We start from the raw sequence: 13,426 nt of genomic DNA, 5'->3' as shown, positions 1-13,426 counted from the left end.
AATGCCCGGTCACAGGGGAGCCCCAGGCGGCGCGTAGTAATTCAAGTAACCCTGTAGCCGCGGCTCGAGCAGTGGCAGTTCACGGTCGTTGACCGCATGCCAGAGGCGGTTCTCAATCCAGAACCGATAGGCAAACTCCTCGAACGACGGCGCACACCACAGGATCGCGGCCCTCTGCTCCTCCACATCCTCAAGATCGGTCTGTGTCTCTTCCCCATCGCGCCGCGCCTCGTACTCGAACTCGTAGTCGAGGTAGGAGTACACCACGAACGCCTTGCTCATAGGGCGGAGGTAGAGGTACCAGATGACGCAGTCCTGCTGATCCCGGAAGAACCGCACCAGGAAGGCACCGGGCTCGACCGGACTGGGTAGCGGGTCCGAAAGATTCGTCCAGCACCCAGTTACCGAAACCTCGTCCAGCGAGCCGTACAGATTCTCGGTGATCTGGAACGTCACGAAATCCTGCGGCAAGGTGAGGCCCCTGGCGGCCAGGTCCCGTGCCAGACCGTTGAGCTTCAAGACCTGCCGAGGGATGGGATCGCTGGCGTCCCCGAGCCATCGGAAGGCACCCATGAACTGGCTGGAATCCAGCGGCGGCAGACTCTCGAGGGAGTAGTCCTCGTAGGTATAACGGCAGGCACGGTACTTGCCGAGGTCGGTGGCGCACCAAGCGGCGTCGAAGTCGACCGAAGACAGGTCGGACCCTGACTCTTCACTCATCAGAACCCCTGAATGATCGCTGGAAGCGGAGCTTCGGCGTCAGCATCGCATTGGCCACCGACAACTCCTGCCGAGGAGCGCGCGTGTGGGCAGGCCCTCAGGCTCGCTCAAGAGGGCGAACGATGCCTGATACGGCACTAGTAGGGGAACGGCACAGCGGCGGCCTGCGGTACGTGGGCAGCGTCGGCACCGGATGGAGCGACACCGAACGCCTCACGCTCGCCGGCCTGCTCGAAGCCGCCGCGATCGACGAGTGCCCCTTCGACAAGGTGCCGCACGTGGCCGGAGCCCGGTGGGTACTGCCCCGTCTGGTCGGCGAGGTCCGGTACGCGACCAGAACCCGGGCGGGACTGCTGCGACACCCCTCCTGGCACCGGCTGCGCCCCGACCTCGCACCGGACGACATCACCTGACCCCGGCGCGTCCTCTCGATGTCCGGCTCCGCCAAGGCGATCAACGCCTCCTCACGGTGCATGGAGTCAGGACCGGTTCAGGATCGGGCAGTGGCTCCGGCAGAACAAAGTGCCTCTCCACCAGCAGATGAGGCCGCTGGGCCTGGACACGTTAGTTGGAACCAGCGAGGCTCGGCGAGCTGGTGGTTCTGGACGGTGGGACACGCTTGTTGGCACCAAGTGGTCACCCTTCTTGTAACTCAACCGCGAGTTGACAGTCTTCTTGGAACCAGTTCGCTAGGTTCTGCTCGCTCCACCGGCGGCGCTCAGCCGCACCCGGTGACGCTGGAGGTCGACCTCGGTGACCTCCACCGTGATCAGCTCGCCCTCGTCGACGAGCTTGGCAGGGGTCTCGACCGGCTCGTCGGCCAGCTCTGAGAGGTGAAGGAACCCCACAACGTCGGGAGCAAGCTGCACGAACACACCAAAAGGAACGATCTTGGTGATCGTCCCGGTGAGGACCCGGCCGACCTGATCCGCAAACCGAATGAGTGGATCATCCTGCAGAGCCTTCAGCGAGAGCGTGACCTGTCCGGTTCGAGTCTCGGCAATAATCACCTCAGCGGTGATCCGCTGGCCTGCTTCGACTGCCTCGGAAGGGTGGCTGATCCAGTCCCATGTCAGGTCCGGCACCCGGATGAAGCCGGTGCAGAGGCCGTCCGGTTCGCCATCGACGTGAACGAAGACCCCGAAGTGGTGAACCTCGGAGACCGTCCCGGCGACGACCTGCCCTCGTTCAAACGCGAGGAGGAAGGACCGCAAGGCCGGAATCTCGCATGCCCTGGCGGAGAGGTGAAGCTGGCCTTCGCGCCAACGCCCGATCTCTTCGGCGTTGATCTCCTGGCCAATCTCAAACAGCTCGGATGGATGGTCCATCCGACGCATCGACGCCTCCTGCCGAGGAATCCGAGCGATCTCGGCTTTCTCACCTTCGGCATCTACGAGCTGCACCAAGACGTCCGCTCCGTCGAACCCGGTGACCCTCACGGTTCTCACGGCCCCCGGACGGAGCTGGTTGATCAAGGACTGCACGCGAGGGTCAGGGGCTGGATCGGACACGGGGTGAGCCTAGTCGGCGCCGGCCGCACTGATTCCAACTCTCGTGACAAGGTTCCAACCAAGAGATTCCGCGGGTAGGGGCGCCGTCGCGAGCGCTGCGATACCGCCGCCCGGACCAGCGGAACATGCCCACGCCTCCGAGTTTGTGTTGGAGCGCGCTCCAACTCCTAGGTTCGGCGCATGCGATACATCAAACTCGGAACGACCGGTCTGGAAGTCTCCGCCATCGCCCTCGGTTGCATGAGCTTCGGCGAGCGGGACCGGGGCGGCGAGCCCTGGTCGCTGGGCGCGGACGCCAGCCGGGACATCATCAAGCAGGCCCTTGAGGGCGGCGTCAACTTCCTCGACACGGCCAATGGGTACAGCGCCGGAAGCAGCGAGGAGATCGTCGGCCAGGCGGTCAAGGACTTCACCCGGCGCGAGGAGGTCGTTCTGTCCACCAAGGTCTGGATGCGGATGCGCCCTGGCCCGAACGGCGCCGGGCTGTCCCGCAAGGCGATCTTCGCCGAGCTCGACGCCTCCCTGAAGCGACTGGGGACCGACTACATCGACCTGTACCAGATCCACCGCTGGGACTACGACACCCCGATCGAGGAAACCCTCGAGGCGCTGCACGACGCGGTCAAGTCCGGGAAGGTCCGCTACATCGGAGCCTCTTCCATGTACGCCTGGCAGTTCGCCAAGGCCCTGTACCTGGCTGACCTGAACGGCTGGACCCGGTTCGTGTCGATGCAGGACCACTACAACCTCATCCACCGAGAAGCAGAGCGGGAGATGCTCCCGCTCTGCGCCGACCAGGGCATCGGCATGATTCCGTGGAGCCCGCTGGCGCGGGGCAGGCTGACGCGGGTCCGGGACACCGCCACGGCGCGTGCCGGGACCGACGAGGGCGGCAAGATCCTCTACCGCGACGAGGACCAGGCAGTGGCCGAGCGCGTCCACGAGATCGCGGGCAAGCGGGGTCTGTCCCCGGCCCAGGTCGCCCTGGCCTGGGTCATGCGCAACCCCGCGGTGACCTCGCCCATCGTCGGGGTCACCAAGCCGGCCCAACTGGCCGGCGCACTCGCCGCGGTGGACGTCGAACTCGACGAAGCCGAGGCCGCCTACTTGGAGGAGCCCTACCAGCCGCACGAGGCCGCCTACCTGGAGGAGTCCTTCTACAAGCAGCACCCTGTGGCGGGCTCCCGGTAGTCCGGGCTACCGCCGGGCCTTCGACGAGTCCTTGGCCCCGGCCTACACAACCCTGTGGTGGGCCCGGCGGTGCTTGCGGGCGGTCGCGCGGCATCGAGCCGCTCAGCACGCGCCCAACTCTGAGGTAGAGAGTCACATGGCCGCCTATCGTTGCCCGCCTCGCAGCCGCCAGTGGCCGAGGTGATGTCAGGCGGCGCGCTTCACGTGGCGGACCAGCCACATCAGAAGGGCGTCCAGGTCAGCGGCGGCCGAGAGGACCCGGTCGACCGCCTCGGGGGTGTGTAGCCACTCCTCGCAGCCGAGGGGACGGGCGGCGATCAGCGAACGGTGGCGCAGCAGGTCCGTACGGGGGTGGTCCGTCGGATAGCCGCGCGGCGGGCGTTTCATCACGTCCCCGGAGATGTCGTAGCCCTTCTTCCGCACGTCCTCGACGATGGCGCACAGGTCGCGGCCGCTCCTCTCGGAGGCCACGGCTTTGCGGAACATGTCCACCTGGCCGGGATCGGGGTACCACCAGGCGCCCTGGATCTGCAGGCCGTCCAGGGAGAACCGGAGACCGATCTCGATCTTGCGGCCGAGTCGGATCACAGCGCCCTGGTGCTGCCACCACCAGGAGTTGGTGCGGTAGTGCCAGACGGAGAAGTCCTCGTACCGGGGGTCGGTGTCCGCGACCTCGTTGAGCAGGGCGATCATCGGCTGCCGGACCAGGCGTTCGCGGTCCGCGCGGTAGCGCTCGCGGGTCGCGCGGGTCGGCTCGCCCTGGAGCTGCCACAACACGTCCATGGCCTGCTCCGGCCAGCCGGTGAACTGTCCACGCATGCGCGGAGGATAGCTCACCCGTGATCCGCGCACGGAGTGAGACGGGCAGGGAGGCGTATCTCAGACAATGTGGTAGGTGCTGCGGCGGGGCTCGCTGTCCAGGTAGATCTGCCGTGCGCAGCGGGCGCTCCCGCGCCAGAGCGCGCGTGATCTGATCGACGAGGGTTGCTCATGAAGTGACCGGCCGTGCGGGGGCGATGGTCGGGGTGTGCTCGCTTCGGGCCGACGACTCCGACGGTGTGCCGTGCACGATCCCGGCCGCCGCGCCCGGCGCTCCCGTGTTGCGGCCCGCCGCGCGGGAACCCGGTGGCCGCACCATTGCTGAGGAACGGCCTCACCATCCCGCCTGCCCCCCACCCCCTTCGGTGATGGTGCGGCACAAGTGGTGCCACCACCTCCGCACACCTCTCTCGCTGCTACCTGGGCCGGCTGGCCAAGCAACCTGTCCCTCCAAGTCAGCTGACACCAACGCCAACAACGCCCGGTGGGCGGCACCCCACACGGGGCGCCGCCCACCGGGCGTTTCGCGGGTACGGGCTCAGGAGCAGCGTGCTGGCCCTGGCCCTGCGGTCGGGCCCGTGATCGGGGCGGCCCGACGAAGTGGGGTGCCGCCCGCACGACCGGGAGGGGGCCGGCCAGGCCGTGGTCGGGTTGTGGCTGGCTGCTGGCCCGGTCGGGGCGCAGCCGCCCGGTCAGCACGGCTCGGTGATGTTCCCGCAATAGATGTAGCCAGAGGTCGGGTAGGTCACCCTGTACCAGCGGTTCCCGGCTGAGTTGATCAGGGACGACGTCCAGTAGATATCGTCCCCATACGTGGTCTGGGAAACCGTCCCGCAGCTGGCGGACGCACAGGACCTGATGGGGCCACCAATGGACATTGTCCAGCCTCCGGCCGCCGTCGTGGGGGCGGGAGCGGCGGCCTGGGCCGGTGCCACGGCGGTCCCGATCAGCATTGCCCCACCAAGCGCTACGCCGCCGAGCAATTGACGCGTACGCATCATTCTTATCCTCCATTTTTTGTGTGGCCAGCGCTGGAGCGCTGCCCGGACAGAGACGACCACCCCGGTCGAGCGAAAGCCGAACAGGGCCGAAGCGCAGGGGCGGCTCCCCCGTCGTCGCCCCGCTGCGTGCCCTGCGCACCAAGGCCCTCCCTCGTACGCGGTTGTTTGGTTCTGGCCTTCACCACGCCCCGGGTGCCCGCTCAGAATGGCCCCCAAGGCCAGTCGGTTTCTTGTACGAACACGCACCGTCCCGCGCGAGTGGACGAGCGGCATCACAAGCCTCGAAGGCGGAAGGGCGGACCAGTGGCACCAGAGAGTCCGGGAGAGAGGATCGAGCGGAGACCCCCGGCATGGCTGCGTGATCACGTGATCAGATATCGGGGATACCGGATGCCTGGCGCGAGACCGCTCAGGGTCACGCTTCCCTCCGCCCGCGTGACGCTGCTCCTGGGTTGGGGGGAGCCTCTGCACGTCCTTGACAACTCAGCTGATGAGGCGCGAGCGGAGCGCTGGCTTTCGATGCTCGCAGGCCTGCGGGCCACTAATCTCCTGGCCGGCTATCAAGGTGCCGGGCGGGCGATCGAGGTGGAGTTCACGCCTATCGGCGCATACCTCTACCTCGGCATTCCGCTGCACCACCTCGCAAACGCACTTGCCGAACCCGACGACATCCTGGGCACGGGATGGACCCTGAGGATCACCGAGCGGCTCGCCGCAGCCCGGGACTGGGCAAGCCGGTGGGCCATCATCGACGACACCCTGGCGGAACGGCTGGCTGACCGTCCTCCCGTTTCTCCCCTGGTGGCCGAGGTATGGCACGAGCTGTGGTCCCATCGCGGCGGGATGACCACAAGTGAGCTGTGCCGGAACACGGGGCGGGGAAGCCGACGTGTTCAGGCTCTCTTCCGCGAGCACATTGGCATACCGCCGCAAACTCTGTCCCGGATCATCCGGTTCCAGTACGCTCTCAGGCTGCCTTCTCATCACTATCGCTCCCTAGCGGAACTCGCCGCGATGAGCGGCTACCACGACCAGGCACACATGAACCGGGACTTCCGCTCGCTGTCCAGCCACACCCCCGGCCGATTATGCGGTCTCGTCAACCTGGAGACGACGGATGCCGCCAGCGACCCCGACGGATGTGTCAGCGACTTCTTCGCTCGCGCACGCGCGGCAGACCTGTGAAGAGTGGGCCTCTGGCAGATGATCCTGATCGATTGACAAGTGATCTTGACCGCCGCACGGGGCGACCCGGGGATGCCTGGCTGGGAAGGACTACCCGCTCCGGACCGAGTCCTGGCCACCCCTGTGTGCTGCACAGCATCCTGCCGTGGCTTCACGCAGAAGGCGTCATCGATCGGCAATCGTCTCCGAGCAGCTGCCGAGGGCCCCGGGCTACGCCGGGCCCACCCTCACATGCCGCGCCCCGGGGCACTTGGCTTTATCGAGCAGTAGTGGGTTCTGGCACAGACAAGCTGCGCCAGAACCCCTTGAAGTGAACGAAGCCGCACGTGCGTGTTCCCGGGCCGTGCGGGCCACGCCGTTGGTAATGCCGATGCCGGCGAGTAGCTGCTGTTGCTCCAGGGCGAGCTCCCCATAGGTGGTGCACGCGGAACGGAATCCGGACCGGGTGCGCGACGAACTGCTGAGGCACTGCCGTCAGGAGTGTGTCGAGCCGCCGGCGCCAGAGGCGTTCCGGACTCGGCTGCGGCCTCCTTGGACGCCTGGATATGGCGGACCACAGCCAAGATCAGGCCAGCGAGCTCGGAGAGCTGTGAGGTCTGCTTCTCGTCCACCGCACCAGCGCTGGACGATGCTCGTCCGGTCAGCCCAGCGATGCGCTCGCCGCACGCAGTTCGTCCAGGGCCGCCAGGGTGTACCCGGCGAGCTCGTCCTCGGCGCCACGGTCGCCCTCGGCCCATACGGCGTACCCCCGTTTGAAAGCGAGGACACCCAGCTCGCCCGCGAGAGCCGCAGTCGGATCGGGTACGCCGCGGGCGACCAGAGCGGTTGTCATCGCGGCCGCGAGACTGACGGTCTTGAGGGTGTCACGCTCTTGAAGCTCGGCGCTGGCGGCGACGGCCGCCTTCAGGCGGGGGGCGAGCTCGCGACTCCTGGGGCCCATCGCGGTCGAGGCGCGCTCGAGACCGGCAGCGACTGCCTCAAGCGGGCCGGCGTTACCGGGCGCGTCGGCGATCCCCTCGGTCAGCAGCCGGCTCAGCGTCTCCTGCCCGGCGACCAGCAGCTCGCGCTTGTCGGGAAAGTGCCGGAAGAAGGTGCTCTTGGTGACCCCGGCACGCTCGGCGATCTGCGCAACCGTCGTGGCGTCATACCCCTGCTCCGTGAACAGGTCGACCGCAGCCACGACGAGGCGTTCACGCGCACCTGGTTCCCATCGACCCATGGGTTCAGCATACGCGATGGGACTCTTGTCCCATCACCCTGTTAGAGTGACGGGACAAGAGTCCCATCACGTCTGGGAGGGTTTCCATGCGCGTCTTTGTCACTGGCGGCACCGGTCTGATCGGTTCCGCCGTCGTCGCCGAACTCCTCGGCAACGGCCACACCGTCCTCGCGCTCGCCCGCTCCGATGCCTCCGCACAGGCCGCCGAGGCAGCCGGCGCCGAGCCGCTGCGGGGATGCCTCGCCGATCTGGACGTCCTACGCTCCGGCGCCGCCCAGGCCGACGGGGTGATCCACCTGGCCTTCGGCAACGACTTCAGCAGCCCCGAGGCCCTCGCCCAGAACGTCGCCGAGGAGACCGCCGCCCTCACCACCCTCGGCGAGGAGCTCGTCGGCAGCGACCGCCCCTTGGTCACCGTCTCGGGTACGCCCTGGGTGCCGGGCCGTGCCTCCACCGAGGCTGACCTGGTGCCGACCGACGGGCCGGTCGGCGGCCGCAGTCGCACGGTCACGGCGGTCCTGGGCCTGGCCTCGCGCGGGGTCCGGAGCACGTCCGTACGCATGCCACGCACGGTTCACAACGAGGGAACGGGCGGGTTCGCCGGTCTGTTGACCAACATCGCACGTCGGAGCAGGATCTCCGGCTACCCCGGCGACGGCACACAGCGCTGGCCCGCCGTCCACGCGCTCGACGCGGCCGTTCTCTTTCGGCTCGCCCTGGAGCAGGCGGAGGCCGGTACCGCCTGGCACGCCGTGGCCGACGAGGGGGACAAGGTACGGGACATCGCGGCCGTCATCGGCCGACGGTTGGGCCTGCCGGTCCAGTCGGTGCCGGAGGAGACCTACGGCCCGCTCGGCCCGATCTTCAAGGCCGACCAGCCCTCGTCCAGCACCCACACCCGGCAGGCGCTCGGCTGGGAGTCGAAGCACCCCAGCCTTCTGGAGGACCTGGAGAACATCCAGCCCTGATCGGCAACCGACGATCGGGGCGGACCCGCTGTCGGCGCTCACGTTGACAGCGGAAAACCCTCACCTACGTCACTCGCGACCGACCGTCTCGCCGCAGCGACATCTCGTACCCGCACATCCTGCGGTCAACGCGCTCCGGCGCCCGACTTGTTCCCACCATCTCCAACAATCAGGCCCGCCGGCGCCGGTCCGCCACCTGCGTGGCAGCGACACATCTCGCACTACCCGCGCCAATGCGGCAATTCATGTCCATAACAAGCAGGAGGTTCCATCATGGTGGCAGTTGTCTTCGGCGCTCGCGGTAACGTCGGTCGTCATGTGGCCGATGGCCTGCTGGTCGCCGGTGAGCAGGTCAGAGCAGTCAGCAGGACCCCAGCCGCGGGCTTGACGCCTGGGTGCGAAGCAGTCGTCGCCGACCTGGAGCGTCCCGAGACGCTGCCCGCAGCGCTCGACGGTGCCGACAAGGTGTTCCTGTACGGAATGCTCGACCCCCAGAAGCCCTACGACATCGAGAAGGTCGCTGCGGCGGCCGCAGCTGCGGGGATCCGGCAGGTGGTTCTGCTCTCGTCGGTGTCGGTCGTCCTGGACCCCGACGCCGACCACCCGGTCGCCCGCCTGAACCGCACGATCGAGCAGGCCGTCCAACGGTCCGGCATGGACTGGACGTTCCTCAGGCCGGGGACATTCGCGACCAACACCCGCACCTGGTGGGCCGAATCGATCCGCACTGACAACGTCGTCCGCCTTCCCTATCCGCTCGCACAGTCGGCACCGGTGCACGAGAAGGACATCGCGGCGCTGGCGGTGACCGCCCTGACCGAATCGGGCCACTCGCACCAGGCCTACACCATCTACGGGGCCGAGTCCCTGACCCTGCAACGCCAGGTCGAGCACATCAGCGAGGCCATCGGCCGTCATATCCGGGTTGAACACATCTCCGACGAGCAGGCTCGCGCGGAAGTCGCCAGAACAATGCATCCGGTCGTGGCCGAGGCGATCGTGAGTCAGTGGGCCGCCGCCGACAGCGTCGTGGCCGTGACCTCCGTCATCGCCGAAAAGATCACCGGCGCTCCGGCACACACCTACGCCCAGTGGGCCGTCGACCACGCCGACGGCTTCCGCTGAGCTTGTCGTGCTGACCAGCCATACGGGGCCCGGTCTGCTCGGCACTCCGGTTTCCCCCGCCCCGGCCACAATGGCGGAACGCGCAGCGGCGCACCCACCCGGCCATGTCTTCGCGGCACCCTCAAGTGATCAACGCACCACCCACGGATGATCATGTGATCGTGGAGGCACAGGTGCGTGACTACGGGTTTTCACCAGCTCAACAGGACGAGATCTGGAGACGCTGGCGCGAAGGGCAGTCGTTCAGCTTGATCGGGCGAGCACTCGGGGCGCCGATGCAGCACGCCCGCCGTTTCCTGGACCAGAGCGGCGGCGTCCGCCTCACCCCGCAGACGCGATCAGAGCGGCATCTGAGCGGCAGTGAGCGTGAGGAGATATCCCGCGGTATCGCCGCCGGGGAATCGGCCCGGCAGCTTGCCAAGCGGCTGGGTCGGTCCCCTTCGACGGTCTCCCGCGAGATCGCCCGCAACGGCGGCAGGGACCGCTACCGAGCTGCCTCGGCCGATGCAGCCGCCTACAAGCGGGGGCGCCGCCCCAAGCAGGCCAAGCTCGCCCAACGGCCTGCTCTTCGCGCCCTGGTGGAAGCCAAGCTGGCTCTGTGCTGGTCACCCGAGCAGATAGCTGGATGGCTACGACGGCAGTTCCCTGGTGACGCCGCCATGCAGATCTCGCACGAGGCGATCTACCTCTCGCTCTACGCCCCCCGCCGGCGCCAGGCCATCGACCGCAGCCTCACCCAGCGGCTGCGGTCAGGCAGGCCCATGCGCCGCCCGAAGCTCGCCCGCCGGCCCACCGGGCGGGGCATCATCCGCGGCATGGTGTCCATCACCGCCCGCCCCGCCGAGGTCGAGGACCGCAAGGTCCCCAGCCACTGGGAGGGCGACCTTGTGATGGGCACCCGGCCCTCGGCCGTGGCCACGCTGGTCGAGCGCACCAGCCGCTACACGACCATCGTCGCGCTGCCGGACGGCATCAAGGCCGAGCAGGTCACCCCGCATCTCACCAGGAGTCTCCTCGGCATCCCGCCCCAGCCACGACGAACGCTCACCTGGGACCGGGGCCGGGAGATCGCCGCGCACCAGGCCATCACCACCGAGACCGGGACGCCGATCTACCTCTGCAAACCACGGAGCCCGTGGCAGCGCGGCACCAACGAGAACACCAACCGGCTGCTACGGCAGTACCTCCCCAAGGGAGCGGACCTCCGCACGTTCAACCAGGCCGACCTGGACGCCATCGCCCACGAGCTCAATCACCGTCCGCGCAAGACCCACGGGTACCGCACTCCGGCGGAGGTCTACGCTGACCTTCTGAACATCGGTGATGCGCTGACCGCTTGAGCTCGCCCCATCATGCCCAGTCGACGCCCTCGCCGGCCTCGGACTCGACTGGGCGGCCACGGAAGGCTGGCGGGCAGGCGCGCTGGGCGGCCCGGGGTCTTTCGCTGCCCCTGGCCAGCGGCATCGCACTGGAGTGCGTGTAGGCCCTGGGACCTTGGGCCGCTCCCCCGTAGGCGGTTCGACCACATCACCGACTCCTGACCTGCCGTGGTCGCTTCTGCGGTCGGGGCGACCGGTGCCGTGGTCAGGCCCTTGGCCGGCCCGGGGTCGGGCCCGTGGTCAGGGTGTGTCGACGGAGTAGTAGAAGCGGCAGCTCACACCCGGGCCGGGCTGGGGTCGTCCTGGTCAGCGCCGTAGCCGGGCGCACAGGTCACGCTCGAGGGTCTGCCGCGGGGAGGGTGAAACACTTGCCCGCCTCGGCGGGCTCCAGAGTGGTGAGTGGCAGCACGCACCGGTCGGGGCGTACTCGAATGAACGACACATCGGTCTCATCCCGGCCATCCAACCCGCGCTGGTCGCTGACCGCGAACCGCAGGTCACCACAGCACAGCACCGCGGCCAGGAACGCGGTTGAACCGCTGCCCGCGCCACCTCCTGGCCCCGCGCACACCCGATGCCACGGGTGCCGGCTGGCTACGGGATCTGGCCCGCGTTGGCCTTCGCGATGCGGTCGGCGAGGATACTGGCGAGTTGCTGGAGGTGGTCCGCTCGCTCCGGAGTCCCATCGTCCAACTGGTGCGCTATGCCAATAAAGACTCCGTGGCGGAACACCAGCGTTCGGTTGCCACTGTTCTCTGAGAAGCCCTGGCTCTCCTCGCCGTAGTTGCCAAGGCCAGCAACTTTATGCCCCCAGTCGGCGCTAGATTTCTCGATGCTCTCCATGAGGTCGACGTACGCCAGGTGGGCGGTCGCCGAGTCAGGGAACGCCAGGACGATAAATTCGGCGTAATTGCCCGGATTGCTATCTGCCGTGCGCTTCGGACCGTACTCCACCCCGCCAACAGCGCTGGCGTTGTTCTTGCACTCGGGTGCTGCCCTGCAGATGAAGATCTCCGCTGCGGACGTGCGAATGGTCGGGGTGCCGGCCAGCGGATAGATACGGGCGTCCACGGAGTTCCGGTCCGGGAGGATCAGCCGGACCGTCTCCGTGGTGGGAGGCAGAGCGGATGCCGTCGGCGTGACGGAGCCCTCGCGGGTCGCGGAGGGTGTGCTGCTCGGCGGTGCGTCGTCGTCCTGCAGCAGCTGCGTTCCGCCGCGTACCGCGAGCAGCACGATCAGCACTGCCAGGAGCACACCGACGACGAGGGTCAGCCATCCCGAGCGTGTGTTGTTGATGGTCAGCGGGCCGAGCGCGATCTGGTTCCGCGACACCTTGCCGCCGTTGACCACCACACTGCCAATGTTCTGCTGTGAGGACGCCCGCAGGAGCACCGAAAGCCGCGCGGCGAACTGGGCATCGCCGGCGATCTCCTCAGCGACCGCCTCCTCCACGCCTCGCACGGCCTGCTCGTCATCTGGCGCTGCATCCACTTCTGCCAGCGCGGCACGCCCGGACTCCGAAGCGCCGAGCCTGCCTCGGACGAGATCAGCCGCCGCAGTGCTTGCCGCGCTCGAGGCCGCCGCCGCCACAGCTTGCGCCGCCATCGACGCGAGATCAGATATTTCCAAGACCAATCCCCCCGTAGTCCCCGTCCTTAGCCCCGTTCATCCCCACACGGCAGGGCTCTATCAATGCAGCAGCCCAGCCCCAAGCCTTTCCATACTCTGTCAGCCGCCGCTTGATCCCCTCAATTCCCCTGCAGTACACCCACGTTGCCCCCTCGGTTGAAGCGGGCGGGTTGCGCGTAGTTGCGTGACGGCCGTCCCGCGCTGAGGTATCGGCGCCAAGTGGGCCGATCGCGGCCGGGACGGAGCCTGGTCCGTCCGGGTCACCGCGACTCCGGTGTCGGAAGGCGCACTTCCCCTACCGTGCGGCCGGACTCCACCCCGATGCCCTAGATGTAGTGGCCCAGGACGTTGAGGTTGGCGTGCTTGAGCGGGGAGAGGCGGGCGACGCCCTCGTCCAGCACGTCGTGCTCGCGCCGGTCGGAAGGAAGCTCCCGCAGTTGCTCGACGGCGGCGTCCAGGTAGCGGGTGGTCCACAGCACCGCGGCGTTCAGCACCAGGCCGGGCGCGCCGAGCTGGTCCTCCTGACCCGACCTGTACGCCTGCATGATCTGCCCGCGTTCGCCGTGGCAGATGTCGCGGGCGAGCTTAGACCGTGTCCTATGTGGTGAGTCGGACGAGTCGTTTGTAGCAGCAGAGTGCGGCGGCGAGTCCGAGGAAGGCCAGGTAGTTGCGGGGGTGG

At 67.9% G+C, this 13,426-nt stretch carries 10 protein-coding genes and 2 pseudogenes; 6 read left to right on the top strand and 6 right to left on the bottom strand.

Annotated elements, in window-relative coordinates:
* Positions 1-9: 9 nt before the first annotated feature.
* Positions 10-720 (bottom strand): hypothetical protein, encoded by a 711-nt coding sequence (locus AB0D53_RS40430; RefSeq protein ID WP_362454353.1) that lies wholly within the window; start codon positions 718-720, stop codon positions 10-12.
* Positions 721-857: 137 nt separating this feature from the next.
* Between AB0D53_RS40430 and AB0D53_RS40425 the strand changes: the two are divergent.
* Positions 858-1,133, top strand: a pseudogene (locus AB0D53_RS40425) (ATP-dependent DNA ligase); the annotation flags it as partial.
* Between the two features lie 276 nt (positions 1,134-1,409).
* Here the strand turns inward: AB0D53_RS40425 and AB0D53_RS40420 are convergent.
* Complete coding sequence (locus tag AB0D53_RS40420; RefSeq protein WP_362454369.1) at positions 1,410-2,123, bottom strand: S1 RNA-binding domain-containing protein; 714 nt, start codon at positions 2,121-2,123, stop codon at positions 1,410-1,412.
* Positions 2,124-2,411: 288 nt separating this feature from the next.
* Between AB0D53_RS40420 and AB0D53_RS40415 the strand changes: the two genes are divergently transcribed.
* Positions 2,412-3,422 (top strand): aldo/keto reductase, encoded by a 1,011-nt coding sequence (locus AB0D53_RS40415; protein WP_362454352.1) that lies wholly within the window; start codon positions 2,412-2,414, stop codon positions 3,420-3,422.
* Positions 3,423-3,608: 186 nt separating this feature from the next.
* Here AB0D53_RS40415 and AB0D53_RS40410 read toward each other — a convergent pair whose 3' ends face one another.
* Positions 3,609-4,241, bottom strand: coding sequence for a DUF2461 family protein (locus AB0D53_RS40410; protein ID WP_362454351.1), 633 nt, complete (start codon positions 4,239-4,241; stop codon positions 3,609-3,611).
* Positions 4,242-5,677: 1,436 nt separating this feature from the next.
* On the opposite strand from AB0D53_RS40410, the gene AB0D53_RS40405 reads away from it, so the two are divergent.
* Positions 5,678-6,427 (top strand): helix-turn-helix domain-containing protein, encoded by a 750-nt coding sequence (locus tag AB0D53_RS40405; RefSeq protein ID WP_362454350.1) that lies wholly within the window; start codon positions 5,678-5,680, stop codon positions 6,425-6,427.
* A 640-nt stretch (positions 6,428-7,067) separates the two neighbouring features.
* Here AB0D53_RS40405 and AB0D53_RS40400 read toward each other — a convergent pair.
* Positions 7,068-7,646 carry a TetR/AcrR family transcriptional regulator gene (locus AB0D53_RS40400; protein ID WP_362454349.1) on the bottom strand — a complete coding sequence of 193 codons (579 nt, stop codon included), beginning with the start codon at positions 7,644-7,646 and terminating at the stop codon, positions 7,068-7,070.
* Positions 7,647-7,732: 86 nt separating this feature from the next.
* On the opposite strand from AB0D53_RS40400, the gene AB0D53_RS40395 reads away from it, so the two are divergent.
* The 3 genes from AB0D53_RS40395 (at position 7,733) to AB0D53_RS40385 (ending at position 11,079) form a co-directional block, all read left to right on the top strand.
* Positions 7,733-8,614: an SDR family oxidoreductase gene (locus AB0D53_RS40395; RefSeq protein ID WP_362454348.1), complete on the top strand. Its 882-nt coding sequence runs from the start codon at positions 7,733-7,735 to the stop codon at positions 8,612-8,614.
* 273 nt (positions 8,615-8,887) lie between these two features.
* Entirely contained in the window at positions 8,888-9,739 is an 852-nt protein-coding gene (locus AB0D53_RS40390; protein WP_362454347.1) for an NAD(P)H-binding protein, read from the top strand.
* Between the two features lie 248 nt (positions 9,740-9,987).
* Positions 9,988-11,079: an IS30 family transposase gene (locus AB0D53_RS40385; RefSeq protein WP_362454346.1), complete on the top strand. Its 1,092-nt coding sequence runs from the start codon at positions 9,988-9,990 to the stop codon at positions 11,077-11,079.
* A gap of 633 nt (positions 11,080-11,712) precedes the next feature.
* On the opposite strand, the gene AB0D53_RS40380 is transcribed toward AB0D53_RS40385, so the two are convergent.
* Both AB0D53_RS40380 and AB0D53_RS40375 read right to left on the bottom strand, forming a co-directional pair.
* Positions 11,713-12,747: a hypothetical protein gene (locus tag AB0D53_RS40380; RefSeq protein WP_362454345.1), complete on the bottom strand. Its 1,035-nt coding sequence runs from the start codon at positions 12,745-12,747 to the stop codon at positions 11,713-11,715.
* Positions 12,748-13,079: 332 nt separating this feature from the next.
* A pseudogene (locus tag AB0D53_RS40375) lies at positions 13,080-13,343 on the bottom strand (Tn3 family transposase); the annotation flags it as partial.
* Positions 13,344-13,426: the final 83 nt, after the last annotated feature.

Origin of the sequence: Streptomyces sp. NPDC048295, from assembly GCF_040652135.1 — a bacterium.
Classification (GTDB): domain Bacteria; phylum Actinomycetota; class Actinomycetes; order Streptomycetales; family Streptomycetaceae; genus Streptomyces.
The sequence above is the reverse complement of the archived record's forward strand: the minus strand, read 5'-3'. Positions and strand labels throughout refer to the sequence as shown.